Genomic DNA, 21,225 nt, shown 5'->3' with positions numbered 1-21,225 from the left:
TCCCGCTCCTCCTTCCGTTTTATTCCAGCTTTCCAAACAGCACGACGCGTCCATCCGTCTGCGCGTCCATACAGGTTGACATTCCCACGATCTGATCCGATGCGCACACACCGATTTCCCGGTAAACGGACGCATTCTCCCGGAGTTTTTCAAGAAGGACCTCATTCTGAAATTCCGCTCCCGGATGGTAGACGAGAGGATCATAGGCATCCGTCTCCATACACGCAAACAGCACAAGGCGAAAACGCGTTCCCGGCAAAATCAGCGTTCCCTCCGAATGCTCTTCAAAGTACTCCGGATCAAGAAATTCCATCACATCTCCGAACATGCCCCCATTGTCCATGTGATGACCATAAATCAGGTTGTAGGGATCGGAAAAATCCGGGCTGTTCAGGCACGACAGAAAAATCGATCCCGTCAGCGCAAACTCTCCAAACACATTTGTGTTGATGTACTCCATATCATCCTCCCCCTGCACAACCGGATAATCGATATGAGTCCCCTCAATCGTCAGCCATGCCCGCGTGTCCGGATTCAGCTTTGCCAGTTCTTTTAGACTGTATGTCTCCTCTCCCCCGTCTGTGTCCGGCTTATACTGCAAAAGCCGTCCTTTTGAAAATGCTTCTCTGCCAAGCTGGAAGTTCTCCCAGAGCGACCAGCCGCCGAAAAAGAGCATCATCAAAATCAAAATTCCTGCCAGAACCCGAAGCATCCGGTTTCCCGCCCACGCCATACGGCCTGCCAGTTCCACTCTGGGATCCCTCCTTTCTCACCCAAGATTTTACAAGCTATGGGTTTACAAAATTCGTTTTGCACGCATACTACCAGCGACGTAAGGCGAGAAAGATCCTGCAAACCCGTGTGAAGCGTCAGTGCTTAGATCGTGTATTTTACGGTCTTATGCACTGCTACGCTCGCTCGGCGTATCAAGGAAGCGCCAGTGACGCTTCCGATGATTTACCCGGAGCGAGAGCGCGTTTGCAGGACTTTCTCTCGCCGTCGGAGCTTTTTATTTACTCCTCTCTCTTCTTGCGGAAGAAGACGCCGCCGAGTGCTCCTGCGGCTGCAAGCATCATCGCATACGGTCCGAATTCCATCGCAATACCGGTCGGTGAGCTGAGATTCTTCTCATTCGTGTAAACAACGGTGTCATCCCCTGTGTCTGTCTTACCTGTGGCAGTCAGCCCATCCGTCGTATCCGCACCGGAAATCGTCGTCTTGTAACCGTCTGATGCGTAATTTGACTCCACGATCGTGTAGACATCATTTGCGGAAAGTCCATAGACCTCAATCGACTCACCGTGCTTGAGGGATACCGTCACGGCATCTGCCCCACTTGTGAGCACGAGCGTGCTTCCATCCGCGAGCGTGTAGTTTGTCGCGTACTGCTCATTCTGCTGTCCATTCACCTGGATCGTGAACTCAAACTCCTTGTCGCGGTTACCCTGATTACCGGTTACCTCCTTTGTCAGTGTCAGTTTGTGCACACTGTCGTAATCATTTCTGAAGACCAGATCATCTGACTTGTTCTCTCCGTTGTCCTTCGTCGCTTTCACCGCAGATACGATATAGCCGGTGTAGTCACTATTGTTCTCCACATAAACATAGACATCATAAACACTTTCATCGTAAGTGATTCCCTCATACCGGTCTGCCAGAGCGTCCGGAATCACCTCTTTCACCTGATAATGGTAAACACCCGGAGCCGTAAACTTCGTCGCATCCACCAGAATCGCTCCGGTCTTGCTGTACTCCGCAAGCACGCCTTCATTTCCCGGTGTAAAGTCAAAGGAATTATTCGGGTCTAACGTCAGACCTCCGCTGACGCCGGCATAGACAACCGTATCCTTGAAGGTTCCTGCCTCCCCCTCGGTAAGCTCAAACGAGAACGAGGTCGCCGGTGAGTACGTCTTTCCGTCTGTTGGAACCTTCTTAATCAAATTTACAGACTCAATCGGTGTCACCTCTGCAAATGCCGGAAGCGCTCCGATCGAAGACAGCGCCACTGCCGTCATCGTTACTACCACTGTCTTCTTTCCCATTCTTCTTCGTCTCATAGATAATCCTCTCTTTCCAACACATTTTCGGTTTCTGCCTGCACATCCGACATCCATATTCGGAAACCATTTTATGTACTTTTCAGAAACCGTTTATATCATCGCATTAAAAAACGCGATCATACCACCACCGCCGGTTACACCTTATCCATTTCCACCACATCTGTATTTCTCAAAAGCCGGTTCTTCTGAGCAGAATCAACACTTTTCCAAGAATTTCGCTCTTTTCCACCGGACCAAAATACCGGCTGTCCTCTGCACCGATTCGGAAATCTCCAAGCACAAAATACTGACCTTCTCCGAGTGTTACGGGGTAATCGAGACGATCTCCATCTCGGAGTGTATTGTAAAAAATATCCGTCTCCACAATCAGATTTCCATTTACTTTGAGACATGCGTCCTCCGTGACCTCCACCTGGTCTCCACTCTTTGCCACAATTCTTCCTACATAACGCTTCCCATCCTTTCTGAGTACAACCACATCCTGAGTCCGCAATTGCTTTTCCAGACGATAGTAGAGCAGAAGATCCCCGGCACTGATCCGCGGCGCCATCGCATTATCGCGCACGCGGGATACCCCAAATACCACACCGAACAATACAATCAGAGTCAGTGCCATCACTGTCAGATTTCGAAGAAACATCATAATTTCGTCTCTGTTCTCCGCCGTTTTCTCCATCTTTTCTTTTTCCCTTTTCATTTACGGTTCCATCTTTCTCTGAACTTTTCACGTCTTTTATTTTCTTTTATTTTCTTCTCTTCCCGGCTCCCGCCGAAAAACCTCCTTCACTCCAGATCCAGACCGTGCCAAATATCAGCACAAACACAGCGAGCAAACCGGATATGTTCTGTCCCGGAAGTCCTGTCGGAGACGTAATCTCCCGGTTATTTGTAAATCTCACCAGGATATCTCCCGCCCCGCTTCCGATCACAAACCGGATCGTCTTTCCAGAATCCATGACCTGCGTATCTGAGACTTTTCCGGTCACAGCCGGCGTCGTCTCATATCCATTTGCACCGCCCATCTCTGTGATTGTCACGACATCTCCCTCGCGAAGTTCTGTGAGCACACGGGATTTCGTCTCATCCGAGGAAGCGTGATCCTTATCCTGAAGCGGAAATTCAAGCTGTCTGACCGGACTTCCCGCTCTCGACACTTCCGCGCGGAAGAGGAACTGTTCTCTCCTTCCGCCCATATTTCCGGTCACCTGCTTCTCCACCGTGACCTGAGCCGAATAGATCACATAGGTGTTGCCAAATTCCGCAACCGTCTCACTCTGGTCAGAAACCTTTACCGTGGTGCTTGTTCCGCTCGCTCCATTCACCGTGCTTGCCGGGCCCTGATATTTTTCCGAAAGCAGATTTGCAACCGTCTCCGGCACGCTCTCCGAGACCTCATATGCTCCGGTATCCACATTCTGGAACGTTCTCGTCGCAGAATAACTTCCATCATCATTTGAGACAAAACCGGAAAGCTCTGTGGTGAGAATTTCCTCGCTTCCCGCCTTCTTTGCAGTCAGCGTCACCCGATAGTTCTTTGCATCCTCCGCATCGAGACCGGACACTGTCTTTTTGAGTGTCAAATGTCCGCGATCCGGTTCTGCCGGCGGAAGCTCTGTACTGAACCATACGTTATCGATCAGATTTCCCTGGGTTGCTCCACCCACAGCACTCACTGCGACGAAGAAGAACCTCGTCAGATACTGGCTTTCCGGAACCTGATACTCACCGGAATACGTTTTCCACTCCCCCGGTCCATCCGTGATATCTGCACTTGCAAGACCGTCTGCAACCTGGAAATATTCCGGATGCTCGCTCCAAAGCGTCTCCATCGCACTCTGGCTCGTGATATTCGAGGCAATTGCCTCCGGCGCCGACATGATTACGACGCGCATCGTGTCAGATCCCTCTCTGCCGACGTGGGAGAGCTGCCAGTGAAGCGTGGAACCCGGAACCGTCAGGACATCCTGATACAGAGATCCATATGCCTCACAGTTTAGCTCGGCAGCCCGCTTCCCCTCGACATACTTTTCAAAATGATAAGCCCCATACGGATTGTCCCCCGTGATCTCAATCTTCCTGTCGGAACCTGTTGTCCTCCAGACAAGCCCGCTCGTGCCATTAGAAAGCTGTACAAACAAGGAATCTCTATACGTGGTCCACTGCGATTCATTTATCGTGGGTTTCTCAAACCCACCGTTCTGAAGCTGCATATAGTAGGGTTCCGTGTAGGACGCCGACACTTTTTTGTTGTTTTCTCCTCCTTCAAGCCACGCCTCCACCCGGTATGTATACTGCTTGTTCCGATAATCGCTGTCCTGTGCCCGCCTTGTGTAAAGATCAAGTGCGACATTGAGCCGCCCGTTATCTGAGACGTTGTAGGAATCTCCGCTGACCTTGATGCGCTCCACTGCCTCCCAGTCTCCGTCCGCGGTCTGGCGATACCACTGCAGGAAGAGTCTTCCGGATCCCGTCTGGGTCAGCTCTGCGCCATTGATGAGCGGAATCAGCGTTCCGCTGTTTGCGATGTCATCCCGGATTGAGATCGACCGGATCGATGTGATCTCCGTCCGGAACGTCACGGTGTAAGTCGAAAAACTGTCCGTCTTAAACTCAAGCGGTTCACCCTCTGTGTTCATCCGGCGCACCTCAAGATTTTCACCGTTTTCAAACAGATGCTGAATCTCGAGCGATCCGGCATCTGCATCCTCCGGAAGCGCCCCATCCTTGAGTTCTATATGTACTTCCACCACTCCATCCGGCTCGACCTCTTCTCTCTGCTCATTGAGAAATCCGATGTCAAACGCCATCATTCCGTCATACGCAATCTTCTGCTGATCGAGAGCCTCCTTCGCCCTCCGGTATTCCTTTGCATCCTGTCCATCATCTGCATTTTTGCCAAGTTCTGCAACTTCGAGGCTCACCGGCTCCGGAAAGGTCTCCGGCTCTGCCCATGCACGCACAAATGCGAGATCTGTCTCCGCCTCATAAAAAACCGCATCGGAATCCGAGGCGAGATCACGCATCTGATCAAGTTCGAGAGCTTCCGCCGTCGTCACAAATCCTCTTCCTGCCCTGCGGTCTGCAAGAATCATCTCCAGCCACTGACCGCTCAGAGTCTGACGCTCCGCATTTGAAGACGTCGCAAGCGCATCCGAGGCACTCGCCTCATCCGCATTTGAGGCTGTCGCATCCCGATACACAGCTTCCATCGCCTCAAATTCATCGGAATCTGAATTCGTTGCACTGCCAGATGCATCCGATCCCGTCGATACTTCCTCATCCTCTGCCCTCTTCACCCAGCTCTTCGGGCCGATTGCCGACACTCCCGTCGAATAGGTTCCGAGATTCAGCTGAACGCGCTGCGTCACCTCCGTCTGATTGGTGAAGAGAAACATCAAAGTCTCATCTCCCTGAAACTCATAAATCTCTTCCGGGCGATCTGCAGCCTCTTTTCCTTCCTCAAGGTTTCCTTCCAGATCATTCTCAAGGTTGATCTGATCTCCGAGCCGGACAAATACCTGAAGTCGGACTTTCTCTTTCTTGTTTTTCTTCGTAAAGTCCTCCGGAAGCACAACTTCGTACAGATTTTCTTCCTCCTCATCCTCTCCCCAGAGAATGTTTCGATACTCTGCGGCATATGCCCCTCTCCACTTCCGGTCATCCGGATTCAGGGACCTCTGAGACTTTACGGTTTTCTGAACGCATGCGTAGAGCTGTTTGGGATCAAGTTCCAATTCCGTCACACCGCCATTTCCCGCCGATGCCGCTGCTGCCAGATGAAACAGTCCGCTTCCAAGCGCAAGCGTCACACACAAAAGCACTGCACAGAATTTTTTTACATGTATCTTCATCGCCTTCCCCCCTTTCTTTCCGGCGCGTGCCGAATCTGCCTGTTTCTCTCCGGGACACGCTCTAATGGAATGATATGAGGATGGCAAAAAAAATATGAAAAAAAGAATACCGTTTCCGGACACAATCCGTAAACAGTATTCTTTCTTTTTCGCTGCTTTTCGATCTTTTCTGCAAAGATTCTCGCATTTATTCGTTTTTTTGATCTTCTTTTTCTTTTTTGGAGGCCTTCTCCGGTTTTTCCTCTTTCTCAGCCGATATCATTTTCATATCCTTAATTCGACGGAAATAAGAACTCATCTCATCTGCCATTCCTGCCAGACGATTCAGCAGAGTCGAAAAATCAGTCAGCATCTCGTCGTCCTGAAAATACGGGTAAACGATGTCGTGATCGATCTCACTCCATCCCTCCTCGAAAAGCGTTCTTCCCTGAATCTCCACATAATATCCCTTATATTTGATGATATAGTGAAGCGAACGGTAAATGCCGTCCGACTTGATGTCAATCAGACGCTTGTCGTAGATTCTTGTGTCGCCCGTTCTGCGGTAAACTTTCGGGCGCTCCGCGATGTAGTAGTGATCCGGATTCTCATCAAAATCCATCAGACGGTCTTCCACATAGCACTCCGGATTATTCTCAAACACGGACGTGATATAGTTGTGGAAGCGGATCCAGTCCTCCCGGTAGAGGAAGAACACGCGGATTCCAATCAGGTCCGTCATGTACTTCCAGTAGTTTGTCCGGTCGATGTACTGATACGGATCGGGAGTCATCTGCTTCTTGCGGATGATCTTCTCAATCAGATGTCCGGGCTGTTTCGTGCGGTAGCGGTAAGAGTGAATGCCTGCACGCTCAATGTCGTACAGGTAATCATTCACAAATTCCTTTCCGATCCGCTTTAACTGTCCCTCAAGCTGACAGTAGTGATCGTAGATCGCATTCAGCTCATCCCACTTCATGCCGGTCCGTTTCAGTTCTTCCTTCTCGATGTGATACTCTTTTAAAAACTTTTTCTTTTTGATCATCTTTATCGGATTTCCAGAGCGGGATTACAGAGTAACCTTCATAAAGTTCTTCTTGCCGCGCTTTACAACCATTCCGTCACCGCCGAAATCATCCTTTGTGAAGGATGCCTTGATGTCCTTCACCTGAGTTCCGTTGACAGACACACCGCCCTGCTCAACATTTCTGCGGGCCTCAGAGCGGGAAGATGCCAGACCGGACTTCTGAAGAACAGCGAGCAGATCGATTGCTCCATCCGTGAAATCTTCCTCTTTCAGCTGGTAGGACGGCATGTTCTCAAGGCTTCCCTGACCGGAGAACAGAGCTTTTGCAGCGGTCTGAGCCTTTGTTGCCTCTTCCTCGCCATGAACAAGCTTTGTCAGCTCGAATGCAAGGATCTCCTTTGCGGTATTCAACTGGCTGCCTTCCCACTTGTCCATCTCGTCGATCTGCTCAAGCGGCAGGAAGGTCAGCATGCGCAGGCACTTTAATACGTCTGCATCGTCGACATTTCTCCAGTACTGGTAGAAATCGAACGGAGTTGTCTTCTCCGGATCCAGCCATACTGCGCCGGACTGGGTCTTACCCATCTTCTTGCCCTCAGAATTTAAGAGCAGGGTGATCGTCATCGCATGTGCATCCTTGCCCAGCTTACGGCGGATCAGCTCGGTACCGCCAAGCATGTTGCTCCACTGGTCATCTCCGCCGAACTGCATGTTACAGCCGTAGCGCTGGAACAGCTCATAGAAGTCGTAGCTCTGCATGATCATGTAGTTGAACTCAAGGAAGCTCAGTCCCTTCTCCATACGCTGCTTGTAGCACTCTGCGCGGAGCATGTTGTTTACAGAGAAGCAGGCACCTACATCGCGAAGCAGCTCAATGTAGTTCAGCTTTAACAGCCAGTCTGCATTGTTTACCATCATTGCCTTGCCCTCACCGAAATCGATGAAACGGCTCATCTGCTTTTTGAAGCACTCGCAGTTGTGCTGGATTGTCTCAACCGTCATCATCTGACGCATATCGGTACGGCCGGACGGATCTCCTACCATTGCAGTACCGCCTCCGATCAGAGCGATCGGCTTATTTCCTGCCATCTGAAGACGCTTCATCAGGCACAGTGCCATAAAGTGGCCGACATGAAGGCTGTCTGCGGTCGGGTCAAATCCGATATAGAACGTTGCCTTTCCCTCATTGACCATCTTGCGGATCTCTTCTTCATTTGTCACCTGCGCGATCAGACCGCGGGCAACCAGCTCGTCATAACAATTCATCGCTGTATTCTCCTTTTTCTTTCTTTTTGTTTTTGTCTTTCTTTTTTTGTTTCTCGTCTGTGTTTCTTATTTGTTTTCTGATCTCTCCATTTGGGAAAAATCTTTATTTTCTGCGCTCGCGTGTATCTGAAAGAAAACAGGTTTCAAACACACGTCTGTTTCGTGAGAACCGAGAAGTCCGGATGTTTTTTCGTATATAAAAGAGTGTGCATCCTTGCGGAGCATTTTTTATATTAAAAAAGCCCCGTCCTCTCAATGGTTCTGCCATCAAAAGGACGAGGCGCATGCTCGTGTTACCACCTTCTGTTCACAGACAGCTTGCACTGCCTGCCTCACTGAGCGTCATATTCCATCCCATCTGTGCATCTTACAGGGGTTCTATAACGTTCCGACATGATAACGGTCGCCGACTCCGTCACAGCCTACTGATGTTCCGCCTGTCTGCGGTCATGGTTCGGTGTGAAGCTCAAGGATGTATTCCCATGCCGTCTCTTTGCGCGCCTCTCATCTCCCGGCTGCTTTCTGTGCAAGTATCCCGGCGGTACTTCTTCCTCTCATTGCCTGACTGATCTTCACTTTTCTGATCCCAGGTTCCATCCCGTCTTTCTCCGTCGGGATCTCTGCGATCACGCTTGAATTATAGCCTTTTCCCTCATCATTTGTCAAGCCCATTAGAGAAGGCAGATCTCAATTATCTCATGTTTCGTGTCAAAATCAGATCCCTCGAGAAGTCCCTGATCCTCATACTCTGCCTCTCCCATCTGATTGTCATAGGGATCCTGTCTCAGATATTTTTTCGGGAAGTAAAAATCTTTCTGATACTCGGATGCCGCCGGAATCCGGTATGGATCAAGATTTCCGAAGTAAAACTCCCAGCGCTCGAGATCCCCCGCTCTCCATGCAGCCCCTCCAAATGAAGCATCCGCATATAACCAGCCATAAGACTCGATGTAAAACTGTGCCCAGTCATGGCAGCCGATGTTCTTCGGACATGCATAAAGACCGGACTGCCATCTCGCAGGCACACCGGCGATCCGGCAGAGTGTGATAAAGAGGAGTGCCTGAAGTCCGCAGTCTCCCTTGAGGTTTGTCGCAGTAAATGTCGCCTGCTGCTCGATCGTAAAGTAAGAGCGGACATAGGAATACATCACATGGGTGGTGATATAATCATAGATTTTCTTTGCTTTCCGGACCGGATTTGTCTCCTCGCCCACAATCTCCTGTGCAAGAGCTCTCAAGTACGGGGTAAAACGGATATGCGGGAGCTGCTCCCCGAGATACGCTCTCGCATCCTTATTTTGATCTGTCTCCGGCTCTCTGTCTGCCCCGCCCAAATCCAATTTCTTGGCAGCTTCCTTCCAGTCCCAGTACTGCATCTCATTTTCCAGCTCATACTCCACCTCAAATGTCTGCCCGCTCTGATAATCTTTCTCAAAGCAGATCGTTCTCTGGAGCGCATCTGCCGGGGCAGGTTTTCCGCACTCCGGACTGCATCCGAGATACCGGAATTTTTTTACCTGCGCATACTCAATCGGAAGCGGAAGCTGTACCTGGATTCGAACTCCCTCACGTCTTGCCGACGGGCGAACCGATGCTCTGCTCTTGACATGAATTCTGCTTCTTAAGCTGCCCTTTTCTTTCATCTGATGCATCACATCATCAAGCATATTGAGCTGTGCGCGGCGGTCCCAGAGCGTCTCCTCGTTGAGCAGGCGGAAAGCGAGATCCTTGCGGGTTTTGATCAGATTCTCAACAAAATTATCTTTGAGTTTTATTTCTCCTTCTATGCAGATCCACTCAAATGCACCTTCCGCCAGAAGGTCATCCAGTTCCTCATTCTCGAAATCCGCAAATGTTTCTTTCAGCTTGTCAAGTGCCCCTTGCCAGCTGTATGGATACTGTTGTGGCAGGCGCGCAAGAATCTCCCGCTCAAGAAGCAGTCTCTCCCTAAGAAGTTTTGGAAGCTCTCTTTCAAGACGCTTCTCAATCACCCTCTTTGCGAGTTTCAAATGTCCCACTGCCTTGAGTCTCGCGATATCCTCCGGAAGTTCCACCGTCAGCGCATCAAGGTTCTCTACACTCCCGCCCGCTTCCAGATAAATCTCCGGCTGTTCTTTCTGCATCATCGTCTTCTCATCTCTGTCTGTCTCGCCCGTTTTTAAAGTCTCTCTCTCCGTCATTTTCCTCTCGTCTCCTGTCTCTCGTTTTGATCTTTGTACTTTATGTTTTTATAAACGGTAAAGCTCCGCTGCCCCGATAATTCCGGCGGCATTTCCGAGTTCTGCCGTCACAAGGCGCGCATTTTTCTCCGAACTTCTCGAATAAATCATCGGCTCCACTCTCTTTCTCAATGGGAGCAGCAGATCCTCCCCGGCTCCGCTAAGTCCCCCTCCGATGCAGACCACCTCCGGCTGGATGATATTGATGATATTGGCAATCCCCTCCGCCAGATCATCGAGATAGCGGTTCAGCACAGCACCCGCCAGTACATCCTTCTCCCTGACCGCCTCAAAAATCATCTTTCCGTTGATCGTCTCCGGCTTTCCTGCACACAGCTGATTAAGGAGAGAATCCGGACTTTTCTCTGACTTTACCGCACGCTTCGCCGCGCGAACCAGTGCCAGGGCCGATGCATACGCTTCCAGACACCCCCGCCTTCCGCAGGTACATCTGCGCCCATTCTTCCGGATCACCATATGCCCGAGCTCTCCGGCGGCGCTGTTTATCCCATTCAAAATCTTTCCGTCGAGAATGATTCCCCCTCCGACTCCTGTTCCGAGTGTCACTGCCACCATCGAGGTACTGCCTCTCCCGCTTCCGGTCAGATACTCCGCCCAGGCCGCGGCTTTCGCATCATTCTCCGCATAAACCGGGCACGGAAACCGCTCCCTCAGCATGCGCACAAAAGGAACATCATCAAACCCGAAATTATTTGCATATTCCACGCTCTCCCGCTCCTGATTGACTGTTCCTGGAATCCCGATTCCCACGCTCCCAAGATCTGTCATGCTCAAATTTCGGCTCTCCAACAGCTTAAACGCCAATCGAAAAATCTCATCTGCCAGATCCTCCGGCTCTCGCGGAAGCCCTGTCGGCACCTGCATGTCCGCCTCGATCTGAAGATTTTCATTGACAATCCCGGCTGCAATCTTCGTTCCCCCAAGATCAATTCCCATCCGTCTTTGTCCCATAAGTCATCCATCTCCTGCCTGTCTACGCCGTCTCTGTTTTCTTTGTTGTCTCTCTTGTCGTTGTCCATCCATTTATCATATTATCATACCATTTTTTATCGGACTTGTCATAAGATTCTTATCAGACAAACGGGTCTTTGATATACACAGAAAATGGCGGCAGATCCATTTTTCTCTGGACCTGCCGCCATTGTTTTTTATTTATTTCAAACACTCCCCATTTGTTTCGATTACATGCCGATACCACTCAAAGGATTTCTTCGGAGTCCGCTTTAAGGTTCCGTTTCCGGCGTTATCGCGATCCACATAAACCATGCCATAACGCTTTTTCATCTCGCCTGTGGAGGCACTCACCAAATCAATACAGCCCCAGACACAATAACCGATCAGATCCACGCCGTCCTCTTCCACAGCCTTCATCATTTCTTTCAGATGAGCCTCCAGATAGGCAATCCGGTAATCATCCTGAATGCTTCCGTCTTCCTCAATCCGGTCCATTGCACCCAGACCATTCTCCACAATAAACAGTGGTTTCTGATAACGGTCGTAGAGATCATTCATTGTGATGCGCAGTCCTAACGGGTCGATCTGCCAGCCCCACTCGCTCACCTTAAGATACGGGTTCCGCAGAGATTTCATTACATTACCGGAAATGGAATTTGCCGCAATCACCTCCGGATCCGCACTGGTAAGGCGGGAGGTATAATAACTGAATGCGATGTAATCCACCGTATTCTCCCGAAGGATTTCCTCATCCCCCGGCTCCATGGTGATATGGATGTTCTCCTGCTCAAACTGCTTCATCACATAAGCCGGATATTCGCCGCGCGCCTGCACATCCACAAAGAAATAATTTCCGCGATCCCTCTTCTTCGCTGCCCAGACATCCTCCGGATTACAGGTATTCGGATAAAAGCTTCCCGCTGCCAGCATACAGCCAACTTTGTTTTCCGGATCAATCTCGTGGGCAAGCTTCGTCGCCATGGCGGAAGCCACCAGTTCGTGATGCGCTGCCTGATACTTCACCTGATTCCGGTTCTCTCCCTCCCGGAAACGAATTCCCGCTCCCATAAACGGAAGATGCATCAGCATATTGATCTCGTTGAACGTCATCCAGTAGTGAACTCTCCCCTTAAAATGTTCAAACAGGACTCTGCTGTACTTCACATAGGCATCAATCAGCTTTCTGCTTCTCCATGAGCCATAGGTTTCCTCAAGATACAGCGGCACATCAAAATGGCAGATTGTAACCACCGGCTCGATCTGATTCGCCAACAATTCATTAATCAGGTCATCGTAAAACTTCAGTCCTTCCTGATTCGGCTCTGCCTCTTCTCCTGTCGGAAAAATACGGGACCAGGCAATGGAAAAGCGATAGCACTTAAATCCCATCTCTGCCATATACCGGATATCCTCCTTCCAGTGATGGTACATATCGGTGGCCCCATGGGATGGATAAAAAGAATCCTCCGGCAGGGTGTGATAATCCATGATGCCCTCCATCACGGCCCGTCTGTTTTCTCCCCATGGAATCACATCTACCGTTCCCAGTCCCTTTCCGCCTTCCAGATAACCGCCTTCACACTGGTTTGCTGCGGTCGCGCCGCCCCACAAAAATTCTTTTGGTAATCCATGCATCGTTGTCTCTCCTCTTCCTGTCCGCCGGCCACTCTTGATTACTTCTGTATCTGGATAACCGGCTCTCCTGCTTTTACGTGTTTCCCTGTTTCGCCTGTCACGCTGCGGTAAACCGCGGTGTTGCTTACAATCACCGGAGTCACAATGTCATACCCGGCTTCTTTCACTTTGTCAAATTCTACCTGGATCAGCGGAGTGCCAACAGACACACGGTCTCCTGCCTTTGCCAGAGCCTTGAAGTACTGTCCACCCAGCTTTACCGTGTCCAGACCAATGTGAATTAACACCTCTTCCCCGCTGTCTGCCTGAAGTCCGACCGCGTGAAGCGTATCAAAAATAGATACGATCGTTCCACTCACCGGAGATACGATGACGTCTTCATCCGGAATCACGGCAACACCATTTCCAAGGATTCCCTGAGAGAATACATCATCCTTCACTTCACTCAGCGGAATCACTTTACCAGAAACCGGAGAACAAACCATATCACAGTCAGAAGCCGGCTGTGCACAATCTTCTTTTGAAACAGAGGTTTCTGCCTTCACCGTGCCCTTGTTTTCCGCTGCAACACGATCCTGCTCTTTTCCTTTTCCATCATCCTCCAGAGCTTCCTTTGGGTCCTTGTAAAGAATAAAGCAAATCACAAAGGCAACCACAAAGGCGATTGCCGCGCCAATGCTGGCAAACAACAGATCTCTGAGACTGTCTCCGCCAATATAACTCGGCAGAGTCAGAAGTCCCGGTGATCCGCCAGAGTAGTTCTTTACATGCATCAGTCCGACAAACAGACCACCTGCAGCACCGCCTGCCATCGCGGAGTAGAGCGGTGTCCGGTAAGGTACATTAATACCATACAGCGCCGGCTCTGTAATTCCGCAGACCGCTGTGATACCGGCAGACATCGCAAGCTGCTTTATCTCAGACACTTTCGATTTGAAAGCTACTGCAAGGGTTGCACCACCCTGAGCCACATTGGACGCCAGGTTATTCGGATAAACCATACTGTCGTAACCCATGGTCATGCGGTTGTTGATGCCTACCGGAACAATCGCATAGTGTGTTCCAGTCATAACGAGGAGCGGGAAAACTGCACCCAGAATCATGGAAACCAGCCATCCATAGTTCTCCATTGCCCGCAGGAAAGCCGCGATGTAGTTACTGATGATGTAGCCGATCGGTCCCAGCACGGAAAGCGTTACAACACCACTCACCAGAATCGTAATCAACGGCTTGGAAAAAAATTTGATCGCCTTCGGAGAAATCCGGTCTGCAACCGGTTCTACCAAGGACATAAACCACACTGCCAGAATGATCGGAATTACCGATGACGAATAACCGGCATTGTAGATAGGAATCATAAACAGGCGAATCGCCTCTCCGGATTCTTTGGATGCAGCCACCATGTTGACAAAATTCGGATGCAGCAAAATGCCTCCCAGCATCATGGCAAGATACGGGTTGCACTTAAATTTCTTCGCTGCCGAGCTTGCCAAAAGAATCGGCAGGAAGTAAAAGGTTGCATCCCCCATAAAATTTAGAATCTGATAGCTCTGGTCACTCGAAGCAACCAGTTTAAACGCCACAAGCAGTGACAATACAGCTTTCAGCATACCTGCTGCTGTCAATGCCGGCAAAATCGGTGTGAAAATTCCCGACAGAGTATCGATCGCCGCCGCAACTTTCGTTTTTTTCTCTTTCTGCTCCACCTTCTCACGACTGTCCTTCAAATCGCATAATTCATTCAGCGGTGCAAATACATTCGCCACATCACTTCCAATAATAACCTGATACTGACCGCCGCTCTTTGCCACCCCAACTACACCTTTTGTCTTTTTCAGAGCATCGGTCTGCGCCTTGCTTTCATCTTTCAGGTTGAAACGAAGCCTGGTCGCGCAATGTACAAGACCAGAGACATTTTCTTTTCCGCCCACAAGCTCTAAGATCTGTTCTGCAAGTCTTTTGTAATCCATGTGTAACCTCCTCCTTCTTGTTCTTTCTGTCTGCAACTCTACCATTGATCCACCGAAAAGTCAGCATCTGAAAAAGCAAAAGGACCATCGGTTCAAAATTGCCGTTCCAGCCGGTCAAAATTTTGAACCAATGGTCCAATTCTCCATGATTTTGGGTCATTCCTGATCATTTTTTCTCTTTCAGGAGTTTTTCTCTTTGTTATAAATCAGATTCCAATAGTCAACCGTAGTCCGCAGCGACTCCTGATTCACCATTTTCAAAGCTGCCTCCACATGATCTCCATAATTCTTGGAAAGACACATGCCAAACAGCACATCCAGCACATAGGTACTCGCCGTATAAGAAGTCATGACTTTAAGACTCAGAAGTGAGTCTCTCGATGGAATCTCTATGATCTCATCACAGTATTCCCGAATATCCGCATTGTGTCGCCCCACAATACCGATCACACTCGTTTTCGTTGTTTTTTTCAGATACCGGGCGATATCGATCATCGCACGATTTGCCCCGGTAAAGCTCATTACAAAAGCTACCCGCTTCTGATCCTGTCGTTCTGTCAGATAGTGGGCGTTCACGCTCTCCTTGGCGCGGCACTCCATGCCAAGCGTAGAAAATTTGAACGCCGCTGACTGTGCCAGTGTGTACGTGATTCCGTTTCCATAGAAATCGATCTGGTCTGCCCGCATCATCCTGTTAAAAATCCGCTTTACCGCATTTTTATCCATACACATCCGGGTATCGCTGATCGCTTTGTCATACAGTGCCGGAATCACATTCAGAATATCCTGATAAGTGCTTTTTTCGTTGATCGGTTCATTCTGAAGCAACTGATTGATCCGGATGTTTTGCACACTCTCTGAAACGATCTGGAATTTCAGTTCCTGATATCCGGCAAGCCCAAGTTTCTTACTCAAACGGATTACCGTCGCCTTGCTGGTGTAAGACGCCCTCGCCAGCTCTTCCGCAGACATTGGCAGAATCTCTTCCGTGTGTTCCAAGATATAGCGGGCCACAGCCTGCTCCTGATTGGTAAATCCCTTCATCTCTGTAAGTTGTTCAAAAACCATACCTCTTCCCATCGCTTTCTCTGCATGCGGCAGAAGTCCGATGCCTCCACAAACAAGCATTTTTCTTTATTATACTATAAATGAACAGGTTCGTGAAGTTATGGTTATTATGGTTGTAGTTATGGTTACGATTATGGTTACAGTCATGCTTTCCTGTTAATTTAGCGGCATTGTCGCGAACTACCCCGACTTAAAACAATAATTTTCTTATTGTGTTTATCATTCATCAAAAATGGTAACAATCTCTCCGTCCATGATGCGGTTCATGTTTTTGACTGCACAGAAATTTCCGCACATCGAGCAGGTATCTTCCTTCTCCGGTTTTGCAGATGCCCGGTATGCTCTCGCCTTCTCCGGGTCGATTGCAAGCCTGAACATCTCTTCCCAGTCAAGCTTCTTTCTCGCTGCTCCCATCGCGCGATCCCAGTCTTTTGCACCCTTTACGCCCTTTGCGATATCTGCCGCATGAGCTGCAATCTTGGAAGCGATGATTCCCTCCTTCACATCATTGACATCCGGAAGGCGAAGATGCTCCGCCGGAGTGACATAGCACAGGAATGCTGCTCCAGATGCCGCAGCGATTGCGCCTCCGATTGCAGCCGTGATGTGGTCATAACCCGGGGCAATATCGGTGACAAGCGGTCCAAGGACATAGAACGGAGCGCCCTTGCAGACTGTCTGCTGAATCTTCATGTTTGCAGCGATCTGGTCAAGCGGCATATGACCCGGTCCCTCTACCATAACCTGTACGTCTTTCTCCCATGCGCGGCGGGTCAGCTCTCCGAGCGTCACAAGCTCCTCAATCTGGGAAATGTCGGTTGCATCCTCAAGACATCCCGGACGGCAGGCATCGCCAAGACTGATTGTCACATCATACTCCCGGCAGATTTCCAGAACACGGTCATAATACTGGTAGAACGGGTTCTCCTCTCCGGTCATCATCATCCATGCAAAGATGATGGATCCTCCTCTGGATACAATGTTCATCAGACGCTTGTTATCCTTGAAGCGCTTTGCCGTGCTCTTGTTGATGCCGACATGGATCGTCATAAAGTCCACGCCATCTTTTGCGTGCATCTCAACAATCTTCAGCCACTCCTCAGCTGTGATATCCTTGAGTGCCTTGTGATAATAAACAACTGCATCGTAAATCGGCACGGTTCCGATCATTGCAGGACACTCTGCCGTCAGTTTGCGGCGAAATGCCTGCGTATCTCCGTAAGAGCTTAAATCCATGATGGACTCTGCTCCCATCTTGACTGCATCATTTACTTTCTCTAACTCCATGTCAATATCCTTCCAGTCACGGGAAGTTCCAAGATTGACATTGATCTTTGTCTTCAGCATCGAACCGATTCCATTCGGATCAATGGAAGTGTGCAGGCGGTTGCACGGAATGATCGCCTTGCCCTCCGCAACCAGAACACGCAATTCCTCTGCACTCATCCGTTCTTTCTCTGCTACAACCTTCATCTCCGGGGTGATGATTCCTTTTCTTGCCGCATCCATCTGCGTTGTGTACTCTCTCATTTCTTCTCCTCCTCCGACATAGCACGTAAAAATATATAGATCGTACATAAAACACAAATCGTTATAATTTGAAGATAAATTGCAACCATCTACCCTTGCAGAGCATCTTTATTTCACAGAACACGATTTTCTCTGAAACAAAAAACGCCATCCTGCGCGGGAACGAGATGTTCTTCACAGGATGACGTCTGAAAATTCTATTCAATCATCGGTTTTCGCATTCGATCCCTACGTTGGCATTACCCAAATCAGGTTATCAAGGTCGAAGTTCGATTACTTCCTCTCAGCCTGCTTCCACAAGCTCCCTCTGTTTGCTTTTTATCCAAAATTATCTGATTTTTTCAGTGTGTTCTGTCTTAGTGTATCACTGTCCAATCATTCTGTCCAGTTTTTTTCGCTGCTGTTCATACATTCGCACAAACTGCCCCCTTTCTCTGTACCGTAACATTTTTTACTTTGTTTTCTGGTATCCTCTCCACGGATTCCGGTTTTTCTGAAAATCCTCCCTCGAATCGCCCTCTTCCAGTTTCAGTTTTCCGCAGTAAACAAATCCAAGTTTTGTGAGCAGGTTCTGCATCGGCTGATTGTCATCATGCGTGTCAATCTTCAGATTCCCACACTGTTCAAATGCCCAGTTCAGGCAGAACGAGGCTGCCCCGTGCGTCCCTTGTGCTGACGCAATTCGGTGAACCACCCCATAAGGTCTGTCATTGAGCCACTCTCCGGATTCAAGCTGGCGATAAGCCGGTTCATCTTCCTCCTTCGCAAAGTAAAAGACTGCTTCCATCTTATCTCCATCCATGCAGACATAACATTTTTTCTGATCAATGGTCATCTCTATCAGATCTCTCGGCGGGTAGACACTCTCCCACTGCGTCGGATTCCCGTGCTCTGCCATAAACTTCTGCGCATACGCATAGATTCCCATAATTTCTTCTAACTGTTCCGGCTGTGCGAGTTTAATTTCTCTCATTTTATCTTTCCTTTACTCTCCTGCTTTTTTGCTTTTTTTTGCTTCTCTGTTTTTCTGTTTTTTCTGTTTCTCTGATTCTCTGTTTTTTCTTGTCCTTTATTCTTTTACTTTTACTTTCTGATTTTTTCCACGATTTCATACATTTCTTCCGGTGTCTCCCGGCATCCATTATAGAGCCACATCCTGATCAGCTGAATCATTCCGGCTCTGAAAAATTCAGTGCGATATTCTTCCACCAGAATCTCCGAATCTTCCTCTGTCTGCCGCTCTCCAGATTCTTCTCCATCCCGTCCATACGAAAGAATCCTGCAACGATTATCATACCCCAGTTTAAAATACATCTTGTAAAAAATCTGATTTTCTTTTATGTGGCGGAACAGCTTAAGATAATTTTCCACCCCGAAATCCCTGCGGTAAAACTCCGACAGCGCCTTCTCCAATTTATTGCGGACGGAATCTGCAAGATCATAAACATCTGCATAACTTGCATAAAAAGTAGCCCGGTTCAATCCTGCCTGTTTACATATATCTGTAACATGAACCTGGTTTAATTCTTTTGTTTTAAGAAGCTCAATAAATGCTCTTTCCATGCATTCCATGGAACCTTTTTTTCTTTTATTATTTGGTTTATTCATAAGTTTTTACAAGATTTCCTCCTATTATTTAAACATCTGTTGGTTTAATCGCGTTTTATCCCAACATATGTTGGTTTATTGTTTTGTTTATTTAAACATGTGTTGTGTTTTTCGTTTTTTATCTCAACATGTGTTGGTTTAATTCCTGATTATCACGACATATGTTTAGATAATCTTTTTTATTATTTAAACATATGTTGGTTTAATTCTCTTCATTAAGTCAACATATGTTGGTTTAATCTTATTAACACAACAAGTGTTGTCTTAATTGCAGTGTTTTTATTATACTTCACTCTCATTAAATCAACAAGTGTTTATTTAATAGCAAAAAAGCAGGATGAAATCCTGCCAAAATGCTCCTTATACAACCTGTTAACAGCATTTATCATGCAGGATTTCATCCTGTTTTTAACTTGCTTTTTTCTTTTCTATAACTTACTTTTTAGGTTCCTTTATCCTGCCTCATTGATGGTTTACATTCTCTCTCAAGGACAGTTTGATGATGTTTTTCACTTGATTTTTTGTATTTTTATACATTTATGCATTTCCATATGCATCATCATTATGCATGTATAATCCCATATTTTTGAATCACGTTCTGACTTTCCGACCGTTTTACCGCCATAGGTCTTATCAAGCATGATAATCGCACTTTTCACACTGAGAGAGAACATGATCGTTCTCATCTCTGTAAAAAATTCCAGACCACTTGCAGATGCTCTGAAGAATCGGCACAACAGATTTGCCTTTCTCCGTGAGCCTGTATTCCACCCTCGGCGGAATCTCGTCATAAGAAGTCCGGTCTATCACTCCGTCCCGAATCAGTTCTTTCAGCGTCGAGGCGAGCACCGCATCTGTAATGTTCGTCATCTCTCTGCGGATTCCGCTGTACCGCAGCACTTCTTTCTCATTGAGCACACAGATGATTCTGGGTTTCCACTTTCCGCCAAAAATTTCCAGACCGTATTCCAGTGGACAGCGAATATCTTTCTCCATTTTTTTCTGATACATCATTTCCACTTCCTTTCCCTGATTTGTTTCAAAAATCCAATGCTTAAAAAAATTATAGAGGGATATCTCGTTTCTTACAAGTAACTATGAAAATTAATAGTATCTCACAAATTTCCTAATATCTTGAGGGCTGAGAGTCTGTTTTCTATAATAGGGACAGACGCCCGGAATCGTTTACTCCCTTGCGAGTACCCCACTAAACAACCCAACACGGTTCCGGCTGCGTCGCTCCTGTTTTCCAGAGACAGAAGCCGCAATGAAGCCGTTCGTTTATAATATAAAGTTTATAAATAAGAAAAACATAAATAAATGGAGGAATCAGACTATGTTAAATGAGAATGTAAAGAAAGTGCTGAACGAAAATATGTGGGATCTGGCTACCTGCCAGAACAATGAGCCGAACGTTGTCCCGGTTGCATTCAAGAGCATCAGCGATGATGGAAAACTGACCATCGGCGATGTATTTCTGGATACTACCTTAAAGAATCTGGAGGCAAACGGCGGAAAGATCGCAATTTCTGTCTACGATGCAAAGAACCTTGAAGGCTATCAGATCAAGGGAACTGCTGAGTATGTGACAGAGGGCGTGATCGTTGACACCTACAAAGCAATGGTCGAGAAGATGTTCAGCGGCGCTGCAACCGCAAAGGGTGCTCTGATCATCACCCCTGAGAAAGTCATCGTTACGACCCCGGGCGCTGATAACAAAAAGGAGCTGTAAGGGATAATTCCTAGTTTTTTGTTATAAATTTCTGCTGTTTTACTTAAAAAAATCAACCAACTATGCAATCCAAAAAAACAGAGATCTCATGGATCCATCCCGTTCAATCGGGGAATCTTCCATGAAATCTCTGTTTTTTTACTGCAATCTTACTGCAAAATAGTTCAAGTCGACGCTCGCGGAGACTTGGCGCGTGATTCTGGTCAGCTCTGCTGACATCTTCCACTCAGAATCACTGCGCATCCACTCTGAGTTATATGGGGCTCCTCCGGCAAGCAAAGCGCTGCAAACCCGCTCTCGCTCCG

At 48.2% G+C, this 21,225-nt stretch carries 17 protein-coding genes and 1 riboswitch; of the genes, 1 reads left to right on the top strand and 16 read right to left on the bottom strand.

The genetic code is table 11. From position 1 onward, the window contains the following. Window positions 1-19 precede the first annotated feature (19 nt). The 16 genes from srtB to ACR0QE_RS03555 all read right to left on the bottom strand — a co-directional run bounded on the left by srtB (window position 20) and on the right by ACR0QE_RS03555 (window position 20,199). On the bottom strand, window positions 20-751 hold the full coding sequence (gene srtB, locus ACR0QE_RS03630; RefSeq protein ID WP_432627002.1) for a class B sortase: 732 nt from the start codon (window positions 749-751) through the stop codon (window positions 20-22). Window positions 752-1,013: 262 nt separating this feature from the next. Then, on the bottom strand, window positions 1,014-2,057 hold the full coding sequence (locus ACR0QE_RS03625; protein WP_432627001.1) for a DUF7601 domain-containing protein: 1,044 nt from the start codon (window positions 2,055-2,057) through the stop codon (window positions 1,014-1,016). A gap of 172 nt (window positions 2,058-2,229) precedes the next feature. Next, the gene (gene lepB / locus ACR0QE_RS03620; RefSeq protein ID WP_432627000.1) at window positions 2,230-2,736 is read right to left on the bottom strand and encodes a signal peptidase I; all 507 of its coding nucleotides are present in this window, start codon (window positions 2,734-2,736) and stop codon (window positions 2,230-2,232) included. Window positions 2,737-2,803: 67 nt separating this feature from the next. Beyond that, on the bottom strand, window positions 2,804-5,911 hold the full coding sequence (locus ACR0QE_RS03615) for a hypothetical protein (protein WP_432626999.1): 3,108 nt from the start codon (window positions 5,909-5,911) through the stop codon (window positions 2,804-2,806). 187 nt (window positions 5,912-6,098) lie between these two features. Then, window positions 6,099-6,935, bottom strand: a complete 837-nt coding sequence (locus ACR0QE_RS03610) for a GTP pyrophosphokinase (protein ID WP_432626998.1) — start codon at window positions 6,933-6,935, stop codon at window positions 6,099-6,101. A 24-nt stretch (window positions 6,936-6,959) separates the two neighbouring features. Then, complete coding sequence (gene tyrS, locus ACR0QE_RS03605) at window positions 6,960-8,183, bottom strand: tyrosine--tRNA ligase (protein ID WP_432626997.1); 1,224 nt, start codon at window positions 8,181-8,183, stop codon at window positions 6,960-6,962. A 504-nt stretch (window positions 8,184-8,687) separates the two neighbouring features. Beyond that, window positions 8,688-8,855, bottom strand: a complete 168-nt coding sequence (locus ACR0QE_RS03600) for a hypothetical protein (RefSeq protein WP_432626996.1) — start codon at window positions 8,853-8,855, stop codon at window positions 8,688-8,690. Next, complete coding sequence (locus ACR0QE_RS03595; RefSeq protein WP_432626995.1) at window positions 8,855-10,363, bottom strand: transglutaminase-like domain-containing protein; 1,509 nt, start codon at window positions 10,361-10,363, stop codon at window positions 8,855-8,857. The genes ACR0QE_RS03600 and ACR0QE_RS03595 overlap by 1 nt, the downstream gene beginning before the upstream one ends. Window positions 10,364-10,411: 48 nt before the next feature. Further along, complete coding sequence (locus ACR0QE_RS03590; RefSeq protein ID WP_432626994.1) at window positions 10,412-11,374, bottom strand: ROK family protein; 963 nt, start codon at window positions 11,372-11,374, stop codon at window positions 10,412-10,414. 201 nt (window positions 11,375-11,575) lie between these two features. After that, on the bottom strand, window positions 11,576-13,012 hold the full coding sequence (locus ACR0QE_RS03585) for a 6-phospho-beta-glucosidase (protein WP_432626993.1): 1,437 nt from the start codon (window positions 13,010-13,012) through the stop codon (window positions 11,576-11,578). Window positions 13,013-13,050: 38 nt separating this feature from the next. Continuing rightward, window positions 13,051-14,982 (bottom strand): beta-glucoside-specific PTS transporter subunit IIABC, encoded by a 1,932-nt coding sequence (locus ACR0QE_RS03580; protein WP_432626992.1) that lies wholly within the window; start codon window positions 14,980-14,982, stop codon window positions 13,051-13,053. A gap of 180 nt (window positions 14,983-15,162) precedes the next feature. Continuing rightward, window positions 15,163-16,050, bottom strand: a complete 888-nt coding sequence (locus ACR0QE_RS03575; RefSeq protein ID WP_432626991.1) for a MurR/RpiR family transcriptional regulator — start codon at window positions 16,048-16,050, stop codon at window positions 15,163-15,165. A gap of 219 nt (window positions 16,051-16,269) precedes the next feature. Then, window positions 16,270-17,628 carry a phosphomethylpyrimidine synthase ThiC gene (thiC, locus tag ACR0QE_RS03570; RefSeq protein ID WP_432626990.1) on the bottom strand — a complete coding sequence of 453 codons (1,359 nt, stop codon included), beginning with the start codon at window positions 17,626-17,628 and terminating at the stop codon, window positions 16,270-16,272. Between the two features lie 159 nt (window positions 17,629-17,787). Further along, window positions 17,788-17,898: riboswitch (TPP riboswitch) on the bottom strand. A gap of 133 nt (window positions 17,899-18,031) precedes the next feature. Next, window positions 18,032-18,553 carry a GNAT family N-acetyltransferase gene (locus ACR0QE_RS03565; RefSeq protein ID WP_432626989.1) on the bottom strand — a complete coding sequence of 174 codons (522 nt, stop codon included), beginning with the start codon at window positions 18,551-18,553 and terminating at the stop codon, window positions 18,032-18,034. Window positions 18,554-18,663: 110 nt separating this feature from the next. Further along, window positions 18,664-19,062 (bottom strand): TetR-like C-terminal domain-containing protein, encoded by a 399-nt coding sequence (locus tag ACR0QE_RS03560; protein ID WP_432626988.1) that lies wholly within the window; start codon window positions 19,060-19,062, stop codon window positions 18,664-18,666. Window positions 19,063-19,821: 759 nt separating this feature from the next. Beyond that, entirely contained in the window at window positions 19,822-20,199 is a 378-nt protein-coding gene (locus tag ACR0QE_RS03555; protein WP_432626987.1) for a winged helix-turn-helix transcriptional regulator, read from the bottom strand. A 325-nt stretch (window positions 20,200-20,524) separates the two neighbouring features. Here ACR0QE_RS03555 and ACR0QE_RS03550 point away from each other — a divergent pair, with 325 nt between their 5' ends. Beyond that, a complete protein-coding gene (locus tag ACR0QE_RS03550) occupies window positions 20,525-20,920 on the top strand; it encodes a pyridoxamine 5'-phosphate oxidase family protein (RefSeq protein ID WP_432626986.1) in 396 nt (131 codons plus the stop codon). Window positions 20,921-21,225 lie beyond the last annotated feature (305 nt).

This window comes from Brotaphodocola sp. (genome assembly GCF_050873065.1).
Taxonomy (GTDB): Bacteria; Bacillota; Clostridia; order Lachnospirales; family Lachnospiraceae; genus Brotaphodocola.
The sequence above is the reverse complement of the archived record's forward strand: the minus strand, read 5'-3'. Positions and strand labels throughout refer to the sequence as shown.